Origin of the sequence: Streptomyces sp. GESEQ-4, from assembly GCF_017948455.1 — a bacterium.
Lineage (GTDB): Bacteria > Actinomycetota > Actinomycetes > Streptomycetales > Streptomycetaceae > Streptomyces.
In genome coordinates, this window is sequence record NZ_JAFFSU010000009.1 from 66,305 (window position 1) to 86,803 (window position 20,499).

Consider the following 20,499-nt stretch of genomic DNA (forward strand, 5'->3'; position numbering starts at 1 on the left):
AAGGAGTGATCGCGGCGTGAGTACCCCGTTCCCGTTCACGGCCGTGGTCGGCCAGGACGATCTGCGGCTCGCGCTGCTGCTGAACGCCGTGTCGCCGGCGGTGGGCGGTGTGCTGGTGCGCGGTGAGAAGGGCACGGCCAAGTCGACGGCGGTGCGGGCGCTTTCGGTGCTGCTGCCTGCGGTGGACGTGGTCGCCGGGTGCCGTTTCTCCTGCGACCCGGGTGCGCCCGACCCAGGCTGTCCCGACGGACCGCACGAGATCGGCAGCGGGACCACGCGTCCCGCCCGCATGGTCGAGTTGCCCGTCGGTGCCTCCGAGGACCGGCTCGTCGGCGCGCTCGACATCGAGCGGGCGCTGGCGGAAGGCGTCAAGGCCTTCGAGCCCGGTCTGCTCGCCGACGCGCACCGCGGGATCCTCTACGTCGACGAGGTCAACCTTCTTCACGACCACCTGGTCGACCTGCTCCTGGACGCGGCCGCGATGGGTGCGTCGTATGTCGAGCGGGAGGGGGTGTCGGTCCGGCACGCCGCGCGTTTTCTGCTCGTCGGGACCATGAACCCCGAAGAGGGCGAGCTGCGGCCGCAGTTGCTCGACCGGTTCGGGCTGACCGTGGAGGTCGCGGCGTCGCGGGAGCCGGAGCAGCGGGTGGAGGTCGTACGGCGACGGCTCGCCTACGACGACGATCCGGCCGGTTTCGCGGCCCGTTGGGCGGACGAGGAGGCGGCGGTACGTCAACGTATCGTCGCCGCACGGGAGTTGCTGCCGTCGGTGCGGCTCGGCGACGGCGCGCTGCGGCAGATCGCGGCGACCTGTGCCGCGTTCGAGGTGGACGGCATGCGGGCCGACATCGTGATGGCGCGGACGGCCACCGCGCTCGCGGCGTGGGCCGGGCGGACCGAGGTGCTGGCGGAGGACGTACGGCAGGCCGCGCTGCTCGCGCTGCCGCACCGGCGGCGACGGAATCCCTTTGACGCGCCGGGACTTGACGAGAACAAGCTCGACGAGACGCTGGAGGAGTTCTCCGGCGACGCGGACGGCGGCGGCGACCACGATCCCGATCCTGATCCTGATCCTGATGACGGTGGGCCGGGTCCGGGCGGGGGCGGCGGGGAGCCGGCTCCGGACGAGGGTCCGCAGGGTGGTGACACGGGCGCTCGGCCCGAGGCCGGTGACGATGGCGAGCCGCAGGCCTCCGGTGCCGGGGAGCAGTCCGCCGTACGGGCCTCGGAACCGTTTCGTACGAAGGTGCTGAGCGTCCCCGGTATCGGGCAGGGTGCCGCCGGGCGGCGTTCGCGGGCGCGGACCGAGCACGGTCGGACGACGGGGGCGCGGCGGCCACGGGGCGCGCTGACCAAGCTGCATCTGGCGGCGACCGTGCAGGCGGCGGCGCCGCATCAGCGGGCGCGCGGTCGGGTCGGGCGTGGGCTCGTCGTGCGGCGGGACGATCTCCGGCAGGCGACGCGGGAAGGGCGCGAGGGGAATCTCGTGCTGTTCGTCGTCGACGCGTCCGGGTCGATGGCGGCGCGGCAGCGGATGAGTGCCGTGAAGGGCGCTGTGGTGTCGCTGCTGCTCGACGCGTATCAGCGGCGGGACAAGGTGGGGTTGGTGACGTTCCGGGGAGCGAGTGCCGATGTGGCTCTGCCGCCGACCTCGTCCGTGGACGCCGCTGCCGCTCGGCTGGAGTCGCTGCCGACCGGTGGGCGGACGCCGCTGGCTGCCGGGTTGTTGAAGGCGCATGACGTGCTGCGGGTGGAGCGGCTGCGGGATCCCGCTCGGCGGGCGCTGGTTGTCGTGGTGACTGATGGGCGGGCGACCGGTGGGCCGGAGCCGGTGGTGATGGCCGGGCGTGCGGCTCGGTTGTTCGCGGCCGAGGGGATCGCTTCGGTGGTGGTCGACTGTGAGGCGGGGCCCGTGCGGCTGGGGCTCGCCGGGCAGCTTGCCGGTGAGCTGGGGGGTACGGCCGTGACGCTGGACGAGCTGCGGGCGGACTCCATCGCCGGGCTGGTGAAGGACGTACAGAGGAGGGCCGCGTAATGCCTCAGGGACAGCCGAGTGTCGTGCCGGACGATGGGCTGACGACTCGTCAGCGGCGTAACCGGCCTTTGGTGGTGGTGCACACGGGGGTCGGGAAGGGCAAGTCGACCGCCGCTTTCGGGCTGGCGCTCAGGGCCTGGAATCAGGGGTGGCCCATCGGGGTGTTCCAGTTCGTCAAGTCCGCCAAGTGGAAGGTCGGCGAGGAGAACGCGCTGCGGGTGCTCGGTGCCAGTGGTGAGGGCGGGTCCGTCGACTGGCACAAGATGGGTGAGGGCTGGTCATGGGTGCAGCGTGATCAGCAGATGGACAACGAGGAGAAGGCCCGGGAGGGCTGGAAGCAGGTCAAGCGGGATCTGGCGGCCGAGACGTACAAGCTGTACGTGCTGGACGAGTTCGCCTATCCGATGCACTGGGGTTGGGTCGACACCGATGAGGTGATCTCCGTGCTGCGGGACCGGCCCGGTACCCAGCATGTCGTGATCACCGGACGGAACGCGCCCGAGAAGCTGGTCGACCTCGCCGATCTCGTCACCGACATGTCCAAGGTGAAGCATCCGATGGACGTCGGGCAGAAGGGACAGCGAGGCATCGAGTGGTGATGTCTGTTCCTCGGGTGGTCGTCGCCGCGCCGTCGTCCGGCAGCGGTAAGACCACCGTTGCCACGGGGTTGATGGCCGCGTTCGCCGCGCGGGGGCTTGTCGTGTCTCCGCACAAGGTGGGGCCGGACTACATCGATCCCGGGTATCACGCGCTGGCTACCGGGCGGGTGGGGCGGAATCTCGACGCGTATCTGTGCGGGCCGGAGTTGATCGGGCCGTTGTTCGCGCATGGGGCGCGGGGGTGTGACATCGCCGTCGTCGAGGGGGTGATGGGGCTGTATGACGGGGCCGCGGGGGAGGGTGAGCTGGCGTCGACTGCTCATGTGGCGAAGTTGCTGCGGGCGCCGGTGGTGCTGGTTGTCGATGCGTCGTCTCAGTCTCGGTCTGTTGCGGCGTTGGTGCATGGGTTCGTGTCGTGGGATCCGGAGGTTCGGGTCGGGGGCGTGATCCTGAACAAGGTGGCTTCGGATCGGCATGAGGAGTTGTTGCGGGAGGCGTTGGAGTCGGTGGGGGTGCCGGTTCTGGGGGTGTTGAGGCGGGCGCCGCAGGTGGATACGCCGTCGCGGCATCTGGGGCTGGTTCCGGTTGCGGAGCGGCGGGGGGAGGCGGTGGAGGCTGTTGCGGCGATGGCAGAGCAGGTTGCGCGAGGGTGCGATCTCGAAGGGCTGCTGGAGCTTGCGCGGAGCGCGGGTGCGTTGTCTTGTGCGGCTTGGGATGCGGCTGAGGTACTGACTTCTTCGCCCCCGCCGCCCCTACCCGTCCCATCCTCCAGGGGCTCCGCCCCTTCGACCCCGCCAGGGGGCTCCGCCCCCCGGACCCCCGCGGGGCTCCGCCCCTGCACCCCGCCGGGGCTTCGCCCCCAGACCCCCACCGGGGCTCCGCCCCTGGACCCCGCTCCTCAAACGCCGGAGGGGCTGGATTACACGGACGGCCTTCAGGGGTCAGCCCCCTGCGGGTGGGTGGGGGATCGGGATGGCGCCACCCGGCCTCAAACGCCGCACGGGCTGAAGCGCGTCGCCGTGGCCGGTGGGGCCGCGTTCACGTTCTCCTACGCTGAGCAGACCGAACTGCTTGCGGCCGCTGGTGCGGAAGTCGTCGTCTTTGATCCCCTTCGCGATGAACAACTCCCTGACAACACCTGCGGGTTGGTCATCGGGGGTGGGTTTCCTGAGGTGTATGCCGCTGAGCTGTCCGCCAACGAACCCCTGCGCAAAGCCGTCGCCGCCCTCGCGGAGGCCGGGGCTCCTGTCGCCGCCGAGTGTGCTGGGCTGCTCTATCTGTGCCGGGAGTTGGATGGGCTGCCTATGTGCGGGGTGCTTGATGCGGCGGCCCGGATGAGCGGGCGGCTCACGCTGGGGTATCGGGATGCTGTTGCCGTGAGTGACAGTGTGATCGCGGGCGCGGGCGTGCGGATGCGGGGGCATGAGTTTCATCGGACGGTCGTCGAGCCGGGGGCGGGGGGCGCTCCCGCTTGGGGTGTGCTTGCTCCGGAGCGGCGGGTCGAAGGTTTCGTACAACAGGGTGTGCACGCGAGTTATCTGCACACGCACTGGGCGTCCGAGCCCGGTGTGGCCCGTCGGTTCGTGGAGAGGTGCCGGACGTCATGAGCAGCAGCAGGTTGATCGGAGTCGGGGTGGGTCCCGGCGATCCGGAGCTGGTGACCGTCAAGGGCGTCAATGCTCTGCGTGCCGCCGATGTCGTCGTCGTGCCGGTCATGGATACCGGGGAGCGGGGGCGGGCCGAGGCCACCGTTCTGCATTACGTGCCCGAGGAGAAAGTCGTGCGGGTCGTGTTCGCGCTGAACGAGCGGAGCGATCGGGGGCGGCGAGAGGCCGCCTGGGATGCTGCCGGGGAGCGGGTTGCCCGGCTCCTGACGACGCACGGGGCCGTTGCCTTTGCCACCATCGGGGATCCCAACGTCTATTCCACGTTCACCTATCTCGCGCAGACCATCGGCGAGTTGGTGCCGGGGACGGTAGTCGAGACCGTGCCTGGGATCACCGCCATGCAGGATCTCGCCTCGCGGTCTGGGGCCGTGCTCACCGAGGGGACCGAGCCGCTCACGCTCGTGCCGGTGACCGCGGGGGCCGCCGTGCTCAAGGACGCGCTCGCCGGGCCGGGGACCGTCGTCGCGTACAAGTTCGGGCGGCAGGCCGGGGAGGTCGCGGAGGCGCTGCGGGAGACCGGGCGGCTGGACGACGCCGTATGGGGGTCGGCGCTCGGGCTGCCGGAGGAGTCCGTGCGGCCCGCCGCCGAGCTCGACGGTGAGCCCCTCCCCTATCTGTCGACGCTGATCGCGCCCGCGCGGCGCGACGGCGGGCGGGGCGGGAAGCTGTGAACGGCCGCGGTCTGTCCCGCTCAGCCGGAGATGCCTACCACCAGCCAGATGAACGCCGCTCCGGCGACCGTGCAGAGCAGGGTCGAGCGGGCGGAGCGCAGGTGGTGGGCCTCGGGGAGGATCTCGGAGGCGGCGAGGTAGAGCAGTGCGCCGCCGAACAAGCCGAGGTAGTAGCCGAGCAGTTCCTCCGGGATGGTGAACAGGAGCGTCGAGGCCGCGCCGGCGACGGGGGCCGCCGCGTCCGCGAGCAGCATGGCGAGCGCCCGGCGGCGGGCGTTCCCGTACAGGCGGGTGATCGTGTACGTGTTGAAGCCGTCCGCGAAGTCGTGCGCGATCACGGCGAGCGCGACCGTCACGCCCATGTCCCCGCCGACCTGGAACGCGGCGCCGATCGCGATGCCGTCCATCGCGCTGTGCCCGACCATCGCGGCCCCCGCCGACAGGCCCACCTCGGGCGTCCGGCCGTTCGGCTCATGCGCCGCGCGCGCTGCCAGCAGCCGTTGCACCAGGTGGGCGAGGAGGAACCCCGCGACGAAGAGCACCAGGGCCGCCGGTACGCCGAAGACGTCCGCGTCCGCCGCGTCCAGCGCCTCCGGCAGCAGGTCCAGGCCGACCACGCCCAGCATCAGGCCGCCGGCCAGGCCCAGGACCAGATGACGGCGGTCGGTCACACGCTGTGCCGTCCAGCCGCCGGCCAGCGTCATCAGGAACGCGCCGAGCGCGACGAAGACCGCCATAGGGCTTTGCTATCCGATCACCCTGCGTGCGCGCATGTCCGGCACCCCCGTATGCACTGACTTTTCGCCCGACTTCGTAAGACCGCTTTGCAGCTTGTACGAGAGGACCGATTTCCCATGGCCGATGCCACCGCCGGCAAGGTGACCTTCGTCGGTGCCGGCCCCGGCGCCGCCGATCTGCTGACGTTCCGGGCCGCGCGCGCCATCGCCGAGGCCGACGTCGTGATCTGGGCGGCGAGCCTGGTCCAGGCGGAGGTCCTTGAGCATGCGCGCGAGGACGCGGAGATCCTGGACTCGGCGACGATGTCGCTGGAGGACGTGGTCGCCGTCTACGAGCGGGCCCGGACCGATGGTCTGCGGGTGGCCCGTATTCACTCCGGGGACCCCGCTCTCTGGGGCGGTACGCAGGAGCAGCTCGACCGGTGTGCCGCGCTCGGCATCGCCACCGAGGTCGTGCCCGGCGTCTCCGCCTTCTCCGCCGTCGCCGCGCTCGCCCAGCGGGAGCTGACGATCCCCGAGGTGGCGCAGTCCGTCGTGCTGACCCGGCTCGGCGGCGGCAAGACGCCGATGCCGCCCGGGGAAGAGGTGCGCGAGTTCGCCAAGCACGGCACGACCATGGCGATCTTCCTGTCGGCCGCCCGGAGTGGACAGCTCGTACGGGAGTTGCTGGAGGGCGGCTATCCGACGTCGACCCCGGTCGTCATCGCCTACCAGGCGACCTGGCCCGAGGAACTGGTCGTGCGCTGCACGATCGCGACCCTGGAGGAGACGGTCAAGGAGCACAAGCTCTGGAAGCACACCCTCTTCCTCGTCGGCCCCGCCCTCGCCGCGCGGGGCACCCGCTCGCACCTGTACCACCCCGGCCATTTCCACGGCTACCGCAAGGCCGACCCTGAGGCCCGCAAGGCGCTGCGCGAGCGAGGGGCGAGTACATGATCACGGTCGTCGGTACGGGGACTGGGGCGCCGCCTCCCGAGGACGTCCTCGGCGCCGCGGAGCTGGTGGTCGGCGGGCGACGGCATCTCGACGCCGTACGGCTGCCGTCGGGCGCCGAGCAGGTCGTGCTCGGTCCGCCGGCGCCCGCGCTGGACCGGATCGAGGCGTACGTCGCCAAGCAGGCGCCGGTCGTCGTGCTGGCCTCCGGCGACCCCGGGTTCTTCGGGATCGTGCGGGTGCTGGCCGAGCGCTTCGGTGCCGGGCTGCTCGACATCCGGCCGGGCGTGTCCTCCGTGGCCGCCGCCTTCGCGCGGGCCGGGCTGACGTGGGACGACGCGGTGGTGGTCAGCGCGCACGGCCGGGAGCTACGGACGGCGGTGAATGTCTGCCGGGCGCATCCGAAGGTCGCGGTGCTGACCGGGCCCGGCGCCGGTCCGGCCGAGTTGGGTGCCGCCCTGCTGCACAGTGACCGCGTCCTCGTCGTCGCGTCCGCGCTGGGCGACCCCGAGCGGGAGCGCGTGGAGCGGGTGACGCCGCGCGAGGCCGCCGCGCGTGACTGGGGGACGGCGGTGAGTGTGGTGCTGTGCCTGGACGAGACGCGGTTCCCGGCGTGCACCCGCGGGCCGGTGGGGGCTGGTCGCGCAGTTCCCCGCGCCCCTTCGGGGCGCTGCCGAACCGCTCGACCAGCCACGACGGACCCGCGGCCGGCAGCCGGTCCACGGACGGTCGCCGGGCCCGGGGTCGGGCCCGACCGATGGGCGCTGGACGAGGGCGAGTTCGCGCACCGCGACTCGATGATCACCAAGTTCGAGGTACGGGCACTGGCGCTGGCCCGGCTCGGGCCGCGCCTCGGCGATCTGGTCTGGGACGTCGGCGCGGGCTCCGGTTCCGTGGCCGTCGAGTGCGCGCGGCTCGGGGCCGCCGTCGTCGCCGTCGAGAAGACCGGGGACGGCGTCGAGCGGATCCGCGCGAACGCCGCCGGGCACGGGGTGGACGTACAGGTTCTCCACGGGAGCGCGCCGGGCGTGCTGGCCGGACTCGACGATCCCGACGCGGTGTTCGTCGGCGGGGGCGGGGGCGATCTGCCGGACATCGTCACCGCGTGTGCGCGGCGGGCGCGGCGGACGGTGGTCGTCGCGATGGCCGCGCTTGACCGGGTCCCGGCGGTGCGCGAGGCGCTCACCGCGGCCGGGTTCTCCTGCGACGGCGTTCTGCTGCAGTCGTCCCGGCTGGCGCCGCTGCCGGGGGACGTGACCCGGCTCGCGGCGACCAATCCGGTTTTCCTGTTGTGGGGTGTCAGAAAGCCCCTGGATCGTGAGGGAGTTGCCCAGTGATCGGCCTCATTTCCGCCACCGCGGCGGGGGCGGCGGCGCGGGACCGGCTGGCCGCGGCGTGGCCGGACCGCACGCGCGTGTACGACGGACCCGTGGGGGACGCCGTACGGCGGGCGTTCGCGGAGTGCGAGCAGCTCGTGTGTTTTCTGGCGACGGGCGCGGTCGTACGGCTGATCGCCCCGCTGTTGGGTGACAAGGCCGCCGACCCGGGTGTGGTGAGCGTCGACGAGAGCGGGCGGTTCGCCGTGTCGCTGGTCGGCGGGCATGGGGGCGGGGCCAATGAACTTGCCCGGGACGTCGGGGAGTTGCTGGGTGCCGAGCCCGTGGTGACCACGGCCACCGATGCCGTGGGGGTGCCCGGTCTGGACACGCTCGGGTTGCCGGTGGAGGGCGATGTCGCCGGGGTCTCGCGGGCCCTGCTCGACGGCGAACCGGTGGCGCTGAAGGCGGAGGTGGCCTGGCCGCTGCCGCCGCTCCGGGTCGGCGCCGAGGGGTCGTATGCGATCCGGCTGACGGATCGGCTCGTCGAGTCCGCCGAGCGCGAGGTCGTGCTCCGTCCGCCGTCCCTCGTCGTCGGCGTCGGTGCCTCGAAGGGCGCTCCCGTCGACGAGGTGCTCGGGCTGGTCGAGAGCGCGCTCAGCGACGCCGGTCTCTCCGCCAAGTCCCTCGCCGAGCTCGCCACGGTCGACGCCAAGGCCGACGAGCCCGGCATCGTCGAAGCCGCCGCACGGCTCGGCGTCCCCCTCGTCACCCACTCCGCCGAGGAGCTGGCCGCCGTAGAGGTTCCCAACCCCTCCGACGCGCCCCTCGCCGCCGTGGGCACCCGTTCCGTCGCCGAGGCCGCCGCCCTGGTGCGCGGCGGTGAACTCCTCGTACCGAAGCGGAAGTCGGAGCGCGCCGACGGGCAGCCCGCGATGGCGACCTGTGCCGTCGTACGACGCCCCGCGCGCGGGCGTCTCGCGGTGGTCGGGCTCGGACCCGGCGCCCGGGATCTGCTCACCCCGCGGGCGAAGGCCGAACTCCGGCGCGCCGCCGTGCTCGTCGGCCTGGACCAGTACGTCGACCAGATCCGCGATCTGCTGCGGCCCGGCACCCGGGTGCTGGAGTCGGGGCTCGGCGCGGAGGAGGAGCGGGCGCGGACCGCGGTCGCCGAAGCCCGGCGCGGGCAGGCTGTCGCGCTGATCGGCAGCGGGGACGCGGGCGTCTACGCGATGGCCTCCCCCGCGCTCGCGGAGGCCTCCGACGACATCGACGTCGTCGGCGTACCCGGCGTGACCGCGGCGCTCGCCGCCGCCGCGATCCTCGGGGCACCGCTCGGCCACGACCATGTGTCGATCAGCCTGTCCGACCTGCACACGCCCTGGGAGGTCATCGAGCGGCGGGTGCGGGCGGCGGCCGAGGCGGACATCGTGGTCACCTTCTACAACCCGCGTTCCCGGGGCCGCCACTGGCAGTTGCCGAAGGCGCTCGCCATCCTCGCCGAGCACCGGTCGGGGACGACCCCGGTCGGTGTCGTGCGCAACGCCTCACGGCCGGACGAGTCCGGCCGGCTGACGACCCTCGCCACCCTGGATCCGGCGACGGTCGACATGATGACCGTCGTGACCGTGGGCAACACGGCGACCCGCGAGATCGCGGGACGCATGGTGACGCCGCGCGGCTACCGCTGGCAGGAAGCGCAGGAGGGTGCCGAGTGAACCGTGTGGTCCACCCGATCGAGGAGGAGTCCTACCGGCGGCTGCGCGCCCGCCTGGACACCTCGCACTTCCCGCCGCTGACCCGGGCGGTCGTGGAGCGGGTCATCCACTCCGCCGCCGATCTCGACTACGCGACCGATCTCGTCATGGACGAGGGCGAGCTGGAGAAGGCGCACGCGGCGCTGCACGCCGGGGCGCCCGTGGTCGTCGACGTCGAGATGGTGGGCGCCGGGATCACCCGGCGTGAGACCGTCTGCCGGCTGAGGGACGCCGAGGCTGGGCCGGGGCTGACCCGTTCGGCCCACGCGATCCGGCTCGCCTACGAGCAGGTCGGCCCTGGCGCCCTCTGGGTCATCGGCAACGCACCCACCGCGCTGGAGGAGTTGCTGACGCTGGACGCCTCCCCCGCGCTCGTCATCGGTCTGCCCGTCGGCTTCGTCGGCGCGACCGAGTCCAAGGCCGCGTTGCGCGAGAGCGGGCTGCCCGCTGTCAGCAACGTGTCCGAGAAGGGCGGTTCGGCGGTCGCCGCCGCCGCGCTCAACGCCCTGCTGTACCACCCCACTTCGCCATCCGAGGAGAAACAGTGACCACCGCGCCGCCCGCCCTGCTCATCGCCGGCCACGGCACCCGGGACGACGCCGGAGCCGAGGCGTTCCGCGACTTCGTACGGGAGTTGGGGCTCCGCCACCCCGAACTGCCGGTCGCGGGCGGCTTCATCGAGCTGTCCCCGCCGCCGCTCGGCGACGCGGTGACCGAGCTGGTGGAGCGGGGGGTGCGGCGGTTCGCCGCCGTTCCGCTGATGCTGGTGTCCGCCGGGCACGCCAAGGGGGACATCCCGGCGGCGCTGGCCCGCGAGAAGGAACGGCACCCCGGGATCTCGTACACCTACGGCCGTCCCCTGGGCCCGCACCCGGCGCTGCTGAACGTGCTGGAGCGGCGGCTGGACGAGGCTCTGGGCGGGCGCCGCCCCCAGGACCGGGCGGACGTCACCGTGCTGCTGGTCGGGCGGGGGTCCACGGATCCCGACGCCAACGCCGAGGTGCACAAGGCGGCCCGGCTGCTGTGGGAGGGACGCGGATACGCGGGCGTGGAGACGGCATTCGTGTCGCTGGCCGCGCCCGACGTGCCGAGCGGGCTCGAGCGGTGCGTGAAGCTGGGCGCGCGGCGGATCGTCGTCCTGCCCTACTTCCTGTTCACCGGCATCCTGCCGGACCGGGTCAAGCAGCAGACCGAGGGCTGGGCCGCCGCGCACCCCGAGATCGAGGTGCGGTCGGCCGAGGTCATCGGCCCGGAGCCGGAGCTGCTCGATCTGGTGATGGAGCGGTACGAGGAGGCCGTCAAGGGCGATCTGCGCATGAACTGCGACTCCTGCGTCTACCGCATCGCCCTGCCCGGCTTCGAGGACAAGGTGGGTCTGCCGCAGCAGCCGCACTTCCACCCGGACGACGACGGCCACCACCATCACGGTCACCACCATCACGGCGGACACGCCCATGCACACTGACGGCGGCCACGACCTGCGGCACCACGGTGACGCCGAGGTGCGCGACGACGGCTCGGCCCTCGTGGACCTGGCCGTCAACGTCCGCGCCGACACTCCCCCGGCCTGGCTGCGCGCCCGGATCGCCGAATCACTGACGTCCCTCGCTGCCTACCCGGACGGGCGTGCCGCGCGGGCGGCGGTGGCGGCACGGCATGGGGTCGCGCCGGAACGGGTGCTGCTGACCGCTGGGGCCGCCGAAGCGTTCGTGCTGCTGGCGCGGGCGCTGAAGGTGCGCCAACCGGTCGTCGTGCACCCGCAGTTCACGGAGCCGGAGGCCGCGCTGCGGGACGCCGGTCACACCGTCGACCGGGTGCTGCTCCGGGCGGAGGACGACTTCCGGCTGGACCCGGCCGCCGTACCCGAGGAGGCCGACCTGGTGGTGATCGGCAATCCGACCAACCCCACCTCGGTGCTGCATCCGGCCGGCACGATCGCCGAACTCGCCCGCCCCGGACGGACGTTGGTGGTCGACGAGGCGTTCATGGACGCCGTGCCGGGTGAGCGGGAGGCGCTGGCCGGGCGGACGGACGTGCCGGGCCTGGTCGTCCTGCGCAGTCTGACCAAGACGTGGGGTCTGGCCGGCCTACGCATCGGCTACGTGCTCGCCGCCCCGGAGACCATCGCCGACCTGGAACGGGCCCAGCCGCTCTGGCCGGTGTCCACGCCCGCGCTGGCGGCGGCACAGGCCTGCGTGGAGCCCCAGGCGCTCGCGGAGGCGGCCCACGCGGCCCACCGCATCGCCGCCGACCGGGCCCATCTCGTCGCCGGGCTCGCGGAGTTCGGCGGGCTGCGGGTCGTTGCCCCCGCCGAGGGGCCCTTCGTCCTCATACGCCTGGCGCACGCGGCCGACGTGCGGCGACGGCTGCGCGCGCTGGGGTTCGCGGTGCGCCGCGGAGACACCTTCCCGGGCCTGGACGAGGAGTGGCTGCGGCTGGCGGTGCGGGACCGGGCGACGGTCGACTCCTTCCTCCACGCCCTGCGCCAGGCGCTGGCCGGTCCCTGAGCACCCGCATCATGAAAACCGCTTGCCGGTCAGCTCCGGCGACGGCGTGACAGCACCACCGCTCCGCCGCCCGCCACGACCAGGGCGATGGCTCCGGCCGCGAGGTACGGGGTCGCCGAGTTGCCGCCGGTCTCGGCCAACCCGTCCTCGGCCGGGGCTCCTTGGGGCTTCACGTCGGCTGCCGGGCCCTCGCTCGGGGCGGTGGACGCGGCGGGTGCCGCTGGTGCCTCGCAGGTCGCCTCGGCGAGTGTGAGCGTGCCGGTCACTTCGGCCACGTTGAGCTTCAACGGGTTGACGGAGACGGTGAGTTGGAGGGCGGTGGCGGCCGCCGTACGGGACGTCGTCTCCGTCTTCGACAGATCCAGCCGGACCTCGCCGACGCCGGGCACCTTCACCTCCGTCGTGCCGCCGGTGGACACCGTGACCTTCTTGCCCAGTACGGTGACGGCGCCCAGCAGGTTGGAGGAGGCGCTCGGCGTCTCGCCGGCCTTGCAGGTGGCCTTCGACGTCACGCCCTCGAGCTCGATGAGCGACAGCAGCGGCAGGCCCGGGACATGGACCTTCGCGTGGGCAAGGTTGGTGGAGGCCTGCGCCGTGTCGTCGGCGACGGTCGCCTTCGCCGCCGCCGCGTCGGCTTGCAGCACCTGGATCGGCTGTCCGCCCTCGACGCCGTTCAACTTGGCGGTGAGCGCGGCCTTTTCGGCGCTCTGCGGCGCCCGCACCTCGTTGAGGGAGACCGTGAGGGGGACGTTCACGGTCTTGTTGAGCAGGGACACATCGAGCCCGGTGCGCAGGACGACGGCGTTCGCGCGGCCGTCGTCGGTCGCGTGGGCGGGCCCCGCGCCGGCCAGGGCGGCGGGACCGGCGGCCAGGGCGGTGGCCGTCGCGACGGTGGCGAAACGCCGTGCGGGCATACGGAAGTTGGTGCCGTTCAAGGTGGGGGACCCCCAGAAGAGACAGGCTTGGGACCCGGCAAGGATTACGCACGGAGAGTGAACCGACGGCATTCCGGTGCCACTTCACCCCAACGTGCGTTTTCCGTGAACGCTTTCGAATCACTCGGCACGGCTGTTCCACGACTTCACCCGATCACCGTCATTTGGCCACGGGGCGTGCTCGCCCCCTGGAAGCGCGAGTGAAAATGCTCAACGAGTCGCCCCACCGATCCGTCACGCTCCGTCAAGTCCGGAACTCACCCTTCTCTTTGGCATGCCATTGACATCTCTTGGGTGGGGCTTGGTAAGACGTCGGTGCCCGGAGATTCCTGTGCGATGACTGTGCCCACGGGGACAAGGAGCACTCACATGGCAGCCTCGTTACTCAGACCCTCGCGCGGCCGGTCACGCCGCGCCCGACTCCGTGCCGCGGTGATCGGCGCCGTCGCCTCCGCGATGGTCCTCACCGTCGCTCCCGCGACACCCGCCCGCCAGGCCGAGGCGAGACCCGCGGCCTCCCCCGACACCAGCGACCCCCGAGAAGGCTGGCGCCCCAACAGCGAACGCGCCGCCGAGGCCAAGAAGGACCGGGGCCTCTGGGACAAGATGTTCGGGGACGACGAGAAGAACGACGCGGACTGGAACGACGACAAGTCCGTGGACCCCCGCAAGCTCACCCTCGACCGCACCCGCGGCGCCGCCACCGCCGCCGCCCGCTGGCGGGTGACCGGCACCGCCGAGGGCGTACGCCTCACCCCACCCCGCACCGTCCACGCCACCGGCGCCGACCTGGCCTGGACGCCGTACGAGGGCGACGACCTGCTGGAGTACGAGGTCCACCGCTCCACGGCCAAGTCGTTCAAGCCCACCGCCGAGACCCTCGTCGCCCCCGTCGAGCGCGGCACCCGCACCTTCACCGACCGCTCGGCCACCGGCTCACCCGGCAAGGGCCGGACGTATCACTACCTGATCGCCGTCCGCACCGAGCAGGGCAAGCTCCTGACCAGCCCGGCGCGCACGGTCGAACTGCCCGGGATCGGCAAGGTCGCGCAGGGCACGAAGCTGCTCGCCGCGCCCGAGTCGGAGACCTACCACCTCCCCTTCACGCCCGCCCGGGTCGTCCCCGGCGAGACCTACACCGTCGAGGCGACGCTCACCAACACCACCGGCACGGTGTGGAAGAAGGACGAGCGCGTCCTGTCGTACCGCTGGACGCTCGACGGCAAGGACGTCACCGGAATCCTCAACCGGGATGCCACCCATCTGCCGAAGGACGTGCCGCCCGGTGAGTCCGTCACCTTCGACGCCGAGCTGAAGTCGCCCGTCCTCGTCGACCCGCTCGACAAGCGGCTGACCTTCGGCCTGGAGTGGGACCTGTACGACAAGGCCACACACAAGTGGCTGTCGGAGTCGGACGGCGTGCCGGCGTCGAAGCACCAGGTGACGGCCGAGTATCCGACCTCCGACCAGCTGGGCCTGGAGGACTTCTACTCCTACGCGGGCAAGAACACCGGCGCCGGATCCGCGCTGATGAGCAACCTGTACGCGGGCAACGCCGTCTGGTCGTACAACGCGTTCAGCAACCCCTCGCTCGGCTTCTCGACCTTCCTGCGCCTCGCCTACAACTCGCAGGACGCGTCGTCGACTCCGGCCGGCCCGGGCTGGTCCCTGCAGGCGTCCTCGCCGGTCCGGCTGGGCACGCCGCTGGCCTTCCACCCGTCGTCGCTGCTGCCGAAAGAGATCACGCTGACCGACGGCGACGGCACCAGCCATGTCTTCAGCATGAACAAGAAGGGCGAGTGGGACTCCCCGTCCGGCGTCCACTTCCGCGTCAAGCAGCTGGAGAAGCACTGCCTGCTGAAGCCGCACGAGCGTGAGGCCTGGGAGTTCCTGCGCCCGGACCGCACCCGGTTCCTCTTCGACTGCAAGGGCTATCCGAGCGCCCTGGTCGACAAGAACGGCAACCGGATGGAGTTCACCTACGAGGAGCAGCTGCTCGGCCACAAGCGCCTGAAGCACATCACCGACGCCGAGGGCCAGCGCACGCTCACCCTCGACTACTGGGAGACGGGCGAGGAGTACTCCTACATCGACGAGGACGGCGAACTCCGCACCGGCGACCACCTGCTGAACCCGTTCATCATCGGCAACGTCCAGTCAGCCACCGACATCTCCGGACGCCGGGTCGACTTCACGTACACCGGCAAGAAGGGCCTGCTGGCCCGCCTCACGGACGGCGCCAACGCTGCCGCCGAGCTGCGCAAGGTCTTCAAGTTCGACTACGGCAAGGAGCTGGACCACCCCGGTCTGAAGCTCGCCAAGGTGACCGACCCACGCGGCAACACCACCAAGCTGGACTACGTCGGACCGCACGACGACAAGGACCAGCTGCACTTCCTCGGCTACACCAAGTCGGTCACGGACCGGCTGGGCGGGGTCACGGGATACCGGTATGCGGATGCGGACGGGCATGACGGCAAGGCCATTCAGACCGTCGTCACCGATGCCGAGGGCAATCCGGCCACTGAGCTCCTGGACTCCTACGGGCGGCCGGTCAAGCTCACGGATGCCAAGAAGCAGATCACGAAGCTCGGTTGGGATTCCGACAACAACGTCACCCGCCTAGAGGAGAACAACGGGGCGGCCCGCACCTGGAAATTCGACCCCAAAACCGGATATCCGCTGGAGTCCCGGGACGCGGAGAGCGTCAAGAACGACCGGCCCGCCGCAACCTTCTCGTACGCCACCGGCGAGGACGGCTACATCGCCGACCTGGTGCAGCGCGTCTCCCCGGAGGGCCGCACCTGGCGCTTCGGCTATGACACCGCGGGCAACCTGACCTCCGTCACCGACCCCAAGGGCGTCGAGAGCGAGCCGGCCGACGACTACACCTCCACCAACACCTACGACACCCGCGGCCGACTGACCTCCGCCACGGACGCCAACGAGCACACCTCACGGTTCGAGGACTACGACCCGTCCGGCTTCCCCCGCGTGATCGTCGACGCGCTCGGCAACCGCACGCTGACGACGTACGACGTACGCGGCAACGTCACCGAGCTGGAAGAGGCCAACGGGGCGACCACGACGCAGACGTACGACGTGTTCGGGCGGCCGCTGGAGAATCGCAGGCCCAAGGACCAGCAGGCGGGCGACTTCCTCGTCACGCCCGCGCCGGAGTACGACCGCAACGACAACACCTTGGTGTTCACCGGCCCGAACGGTGCCGAGTCCACCAGTGAGTTCGACGCGGCGGACCAGCTCGTGAAGTCGACCCAGCCCGGCGACGAGGAGGGCTCGGCACCGCGGGTGTCGACGTTCACCTACGACAAGGTCGGCAACCAGCTCACGTCGACCGAGCCGAAGGGCAATCTGACGGAGGAACCCGGCGACTTCACCTCGGTCACCAAGTACGACGAGATCTACCAGCCCGTCGAGGCGGTCAACGCGGCGGGCAACCGCGTCAGCGCCGTCTACAACGACGTCGGCGACCTGGTGAAGGTCGTCGACGCCCGCAAGAACCAGACCGAGGACCCCGACGACTACACCTCCAAGTTCCGTTACGACCTCGACCACCGGCTGCTGGAGACCGTCGACGCGGTCGGCAAGTCCACGACGAGCACCTACGACTGGGACGGCCTGACCACCGCCACCACCGACGCGGACGGCAACCGGACCGAGATGGTGCTGGACGCCCGTGCCGCCCTGGTCGAGGAGCGGGTTCCGCATGACGACGACGTCGTCCGCACCACCCGCTACGAGTACGACGAGGTCGGCAACCAGACCCGCGTCGTCACCCCGCGCGGTGTGGAGACCGGCGACGACGCTGAGGACTTCGCCTCCGAGACCGTCTACGACGAGCTGAACAGGGTCAAGGAGACCCTGACCCCGTACGACCCGGACGACGGCCGGTACAACAAACCGGACAGGACGACGTACGAGTACGACGCGCTGAGCCGGGTCACCAAGGTCAGCGCACCACCGTCGGAGGGTCAGAGCGTCCGCAACGAGACGGACTACACCTACTTCGACACGGGCTGGATCCGCACCTCGACGGACGCCTTCGACATCAAGAACACCTACGACTACAACGAACTGGGCCAGCAGACCCAGAACACCCTGACCAGCGCGGGCGGTTCGGTCTCGCGCACTCTCACCTCCTCCTTCTACCCGAGTGGCGCCGTCAAGTCCCGCTCGGACAACGGGGTTCCGGTCGGACTCCAGGTCGCGCTCGTCGACAACAGCGACGTCAACAACACGGCGACGCAAGGCACCTGGGACGAGTCGGCCGCCGCCGGCGCATACGGCTACAACGCCCAGACCCACCCTGCCGGTTCGGGCGAGGCTCGCTTTGCCTGGCAGCTGACGATTCCCCAGGCCGGTGACTACACGGTCTACGTCCACTACCCGAAGGTCGAGGGAGCGGCCAAGGACGCCACCTACGAGATCAAGCACAAGGACGGCACCGAGACCAAGACCCTCGACCAGACCGAACTCCCGGGCGAGTGGCGCTCGTTGGGCAAGTTCGCCTTCGCGGAGTCGACCGGCCAGGCGGTCACCCTGACCGACAAGGCCACCGGCACAGTCGTCGCTGATGCGGTCCGCCTGGTCCGCGACAACTCCGGCGACACCGACAACGAGGAGAAGGACTTCTCCTACCGGTACGACGCAAACGGCAACCAGATCGAGATCATCGACCGCAGCCCGGGCGTCGAGACCGACCGCTACACCTTGGAGTACGACGAGCTCAACCAGCTCGGCAAGGTCGTGGAACACGACGGTGACGCCGTGCGCAACACAACGGCGCTGACCTACGACGCCAACGGCAACACCCTCACCACGACGCACGACCTGACCTGGAGCAAACTGGACTACGACGTCCTGGACCGGGTCGAACGCATCACCAACGCGCCCTCACCGACCGCCGAGGGCAGGCAGGTCACCTCGCTGAAGTACACGGCGCGGGGCGAGGTGGCCGAGCAGGTCAAGCCCAACGGCAACGTCCTCACCGTCGACTACTACCGCGACGGCGCGACGAAGAAGACCACCGAGAAGAAGTCGGACGGCACACTCGTCGCCGAGCACGCGCTGAAGTACAACGCCAACGGTCACAAGCTCGAAGACGTCCTGAAGCTGATGGACGCCGACGACCACGGCGACACGATCGACAACACGTACGCCTACACCTACGACCCGCAGGACCGCATCGCCAAGGTCGCCAAGACCGGCGACGACGAGGCGACGGAGGAGTACCAGCACGACGCGGCCGGCAACGTGGTCCGGCAGACGGTGGACGACACGACCACCACCCACCGCTACGACCGCAACCGACTGCTGACTTCCACCGCGGACGGCGCGTCCTCCACCTACAACTACGACCCGCTGGGCCGCCTCGACACCGTTTCCTTCGGCGGCGAGACGATCCAGAAGTACCGCTACGACGGCTTCGACCGCCCGGCGTCCAGCACGGCGGGCAGCGGCGAGGCGGCGAAGACCACGCGCCTGACGTACGACGCCTTCGACCGCACGGTGCGGGAGTCGGTGGACGGCGACGACCCGAAGACGACGCTGTTCACGTATCTGGGCATCACCTCCAACTCCCTCCGGGAGGAGGTGACGGGTGAGGAAGTCACGTCCTTCCAGTACGCCTCCTGGGGCCAGAAGCTGACCCAGATCAAGGACGAGGAGGACAAGGACCCGGAGACGACGCAGTACCTGTACCACCCGCACGGTGACGTCGAGGCACTGACCGACAAGGACGGCAACACCAAGACGACGTACGGGTACACCGCGTACGGCAAGAACGACCAGGCGCAGTTCACGGGCGCCGACAAGCCGGACGAGAGCGGCGAGGAGCCGGAGGACCCGTACAACTCGTACCGCTACAACGCCAAGCGCTACGACACGACGTCCGGCACCTACGACATGGGCTTCCGGACGTACGACCCCGGCCTGAACCGCTTCCTGACCCGCGACATGTACGGCGGCGCACTGGCGGACATGGGTCTGACGACGGACCCCTTCACCGGCAACCGCTATGCCTTCGCGGGCGGCAACCCGATCTCCTTCATCGAGATCGACGGCCATCTGTTCGGCCTGTCCTGGTCCGACATCGGCCATGCGGCGCTGGACGTGGTCGGTCTCATCCCGGTGGTCGGCGAAGCCGCGGACCTTGCCAACTGCGGCTGGTACGCGGCCGAGGGCAATTACGTCGACGCGGGCCTGTCGTGTGCCTCGGCGATCCCGTTCGCGGGATATGGGGCGACAGCCGCGAAGGCAGCCAGGTACGGCGACAAGGCCCTGGACGCCATCGACACGGCGGGCGACACGGCACGCGCTGCGGAGAACGCGTCGGACGCAGGGCGGGCGGCTGACGCCGGTCGCGCGGCGGACAACGGGGCGCCCCCGGCCGCTCCAGACGCTCCCACTACGCCCAAGGACCCCGCCCCTGCCGACCCGGCGCCCGCTGCTCCGGCAGCACCGGCCAAACCGGCGCCCGCTCCGGCTCCGGCAGCACCGCCGAAGCCTCCGGAGGCACCCCCCGCCTCCGGCGCCTCCTGCCGCATCCCCAACAGTTTCGTCCCCGGCACCAAGGTGCTGATGGCCGACGGCACCACGAAGCCGATCGAGGACATCAAGGTCGGCGACAAGGTCCGGGCGGCGGACGTGGAGACCGACGACGGGCAGTCCCGTACGGTCACGCGCACTATCGAGGGCAGTGGCAGCAAGCATCTGGTCACGCTCACCGTCGACACGGACGGGAGGTCCGGAACCGAGACCTCCACGATCACAGCCACCGACGGCCACCCGTTCTGGCTACCCGACCTGGGTCGCTGGGTCGAGGCCGACGAGCTGCAGCGCGGCCATTGGCTGAGCACGGGCAGCGGCAGCTGGGTCCAGGTCACGGCGGTCGAGACGCACACGGCGCGGGCGACGGTTCACAACCTGACCGTCGAAGGCCTTCACACGTACTTTGTGCTGGCGGACGACACCCCGGTTCTCGTTCACAACACAACACCGACTCCGCCCACTCCGCCGGGAGTTGTGTACCTGCGCACCGACCTGGCCACCGGACAGGAGTACGTCGGTCAGGCGAAGAGCTGGAGCCGCTATCTGAAACGCCAGGGAGAGCACGCAAGGGACTACCCTGGCAGGCAGTTCACCTTCGAGGTGCTCGGCAGGGCGAATCCGGGCCAGGATCTCGACGTCCTCGAAGAAAGCTGGATGCGGGCCGGCGGCGGAAAGAGCTCGGTACCGGGAAGCGTCCTCGAGAACAGTCGGGTACAGATGAACGACGCCCGTTACCGGGCCGCTGGAGGGACCGTGTGCTAGCGAAATACAA

General features: G+C 70.9%; 13 protein-coding genes. 11 read left to right on the forward strand and 2 right to left on the reverse strand.

Annotation, left to right across the window (positions count from 1 at the left end; all coding sequences use genetic code 11):
- Positions 1-16: 16 nt before the first annotated feature.
- Genes KCH48_RS19085 through cobI form a run of 4 tightly spaced genes read left to right on the forward strand, consistent with a single transcriptional unit; the run spans position 17 to position 4,972 of the window.
- Positions 17-2,035 carry a putative cobaltochelatase gene (locus KCH48_RS19085; protein WP_210575619.1) on the forward strand — a complete coding sequence of 673 codons (2,019 nt, stop codon included), beginning with the start codon at positions 17-19 and terminating at the stop codon, positions 2,033-2,035.
- The gene (cobO, locus tag KCH48_RS19090; RefSeq protein WP_210575620.1) at positions 2,035-2,634 is read left to right on the forward strand and encodes a cob(I)yrinic acid a,c-diamide adenosyltransferase; all 600 of its coding nucleotides are present in this window, start codon (positions 2,035-2,037) and stop codon (positions 2,632-2,634) included. Before KCH48_RS19085 ends, cobO begins: the two co-directional genes overlap by 1 nt.
- Complete coding sequence (locus tag KCH48_RS19095) at positions 2,634-4,241, forward strand: cobyrinate a,c-diamide synthase (RefSeq protein ID WP_210575621.1); 1,608 nt, start codon at positions 2,634-2,636, stop codon at positions 4,239-4,241. The genes cobO and KCH48_RS19095 overlap by 1 nt, the downstream gene beginning before the upstream one ends.
- The gene (cobI, locus tag KCH48_RS19100) at positions 4,226-4,972 is read left to right on the forward strand and encodes a precorrin-2 C(20)-methyltransferase (protein ID WP_210575622.1); all 747 of its coding nucleotides are present in this window, start codon (positions 4,226-4,228) and stop codon (positions 4,970-4,972) included. Before KCH48_RS19095 ends, cobI begins: the two co-directional genes overlap by 16 nt.
- 20 nt (positions 4,973-4,992) lie before the next feature.
- On the opposite strand, the gene KCH48_RS19105 is transcribed toward cobI, so the two are convergent.
- Positions 4,993-5,709: a ZIP family metal transporter gene (locus KCH48_RS19105; protein ID WP_210575623.1), complete on the reverse strand. Its 717-nt coding sequence runs from the start codon at positions 5,707-5,709 to the stop codon at positions 4,993-4,995.
- A 117-nt stretch (positions 5,710-5,826) separates the two neighbouring features.
- Here KCH48_RS19105 and cobM point away from each other — a divergent pair, with 117 nt between their 5' ends.
- The 6 genes from cobM to cobC are packed head-to-tail and all read left to right on the forward strand — an operon-like array spanning position 5,827 to position 12,222.
- Complete coding sequence (gene cobM, locus KCH48_RS19110; RefSeq protein ID WP_210575624.1) at positions 5,827-6,645, forward strand: precorrin-4 C(11)-methyltransferase; 819 nt, start codon at positions 5,827-5,829, stop codon at positions 6,643-6,645.
- The gene (cbiE, locus tag KCH48_RS19115; RefSeq protein WP_210575625.1) at positions 6,642-7,979 is read left to right on the forward strand and encodes a precorrin-6y C5,15-methyltransferase (decarboxylating) subunit CbiE; all 1,338 of its coding nucleotides are present in this window, start codon (positions 6,642-6,644) and stop codon (positions 7,977-7,979) included. The genes cobM and cbiE overlap by 4 nt, the downstream gene beginning before the upstream one ends.
- Entirely contained in the window at positions 7,976-9,676 is a 1,701-nt protein-coding gene (gene cobJ, locus KCH48_RS19120) for a precorrin-3B C(17)-methyltransferase (RefSeq protein WP_210575626.1), read from the forward strand. The genes cbiE and cobJ overlap by 4 nt, the downstream gene beginning before the upstream one ends.
- Positions 9,673-10,263 carry a precorrin-8X methylmutase gene (locus KCH48_RS19125; RefSeq protein WP_210575628.1) on the forward strand — a complete coding sequence of 197 codons (591 nt, stop codon included), beginning with the start codon at positions 9,673-9,675 and terminating at the stop codon, positions 10,261-10,263. The genes cobJ and KCH48_RS19125 overlap by 4 nt, the downstream gene beginning before the upstream one ends.
- Positions 10,260-11,180, forward strand: coding sequence for a sirohydrochlorin chelatase (locus KCH48_RS19130; RefSeq protein ID WP_210575630.1), 921 nt, complete (start codon positions 10,260-10,262; stop codon positions 11,178-11,180). The genes KCH48_RS19125 and KCH48_RS19130 overlap by 4 nt, the downstream gene beginning before the upstream one ends.
- Positions 11,170-12,222: an Rv2231c family pyridoxal phosphate-dependent protein CobC gene (gene cobC / locus KCH48_RS19135; protein ID WP_210575632.1), complete on the forward strand. Its 1,053-nt coding sequence runs from the start codon at positions 11,170-11,172 to the stop codon at positions 12,220-12,222. The genes KCH48_RS19130 and cobC overlap by 11 nt, the downstream gene beginning before the upstream one ends.
- 29 nt (positions 12,223-12,251) lie before the next feature.
- Here cobC and KCH48_RS19140 read toward each other — a convergent pair whose 3' ends face one another.
- Positions 12,252-13,157 (reverse strand): SCO1860 family LAETG-anchored protein, encoded by a 906-nt coding sequence (locus tag KCH48_RS19140; RefSeq protein WP_210575634.1) that lies wholly within the window; start codon positions 13,155-13,157, stop codon positions 12,252-12,254.
- A 369-nt stretch (positions 13,158-13,526) separates the two neighbouring features.
- Between KCH48_RS19140 and KCH48_RS19145 the strand changes: the two genes are divergently transcribed.
- Positions 13,527-20,489, forward strand: coding sequence for a polymorphic toxin-type HINT domain-containing protein (locus KCH48_RS19145; RefSeq protein WP_210575636.1), 6,963 nt, complete (start codon positions 13,527-13,529; stop codon positions 20,487-20,489).
- Positions 20,490-20,499: the final 10 nt, after the last annotated feature.

Excerpts from the sequence above, each read along its gene's own strand:
- cobO (WP_210575620.1), top strand. The coding sequence starts at position 2,035 with ATGCCTCAGGGACAGCCGAGTGTCGTGCCGGACGATGGGCTGACGACT.
- KCH48_RS19095 (WP_210575621.1), top strand. The coding sequence starts at position 2,634 with ATGTCTGTTCCTCGGGTGGTCGTCGCCGCGCCGTCGTCCGGCAGCGGT.
- KCH48_RS19105 (WP_210575623.1), bottom strand. The coding sequence starts at position 5,709 with ATGGCGGTCTTCGTCGCGCTCGGCGCGTTCCTGATGACGCTGGCCGGC.
- cobM (WP_210575624.1), top strand. The coding sequence starts at position 5,827 with ATGGCCGATGCCACCGCCGGCAAGGTGACCTTCGTCGGTGCCGGCCCC.
- cbiE (WP_210575625.1), top strand. The coding sequence starts at position 6,642 with ATGATCACGGTCGTCGGTACGGGGACTGGGGCGCCGCCTCCCGAGGAC.
- cobC (WP_210575632.1), top strand. The coding sequence starts at position 11,170 with ATGCACACTGACGGCGGCCACGACCTGCGGCACCACGGTGACGCCGAG.
- KCH48_RS19145 (WP_210575636.1), top strand. The coding sequence starts at position 13,527 with ATGGCAGCCTCGTTACTCAGACCCTCGCGCGGCCGGTCACGCCGCGCC.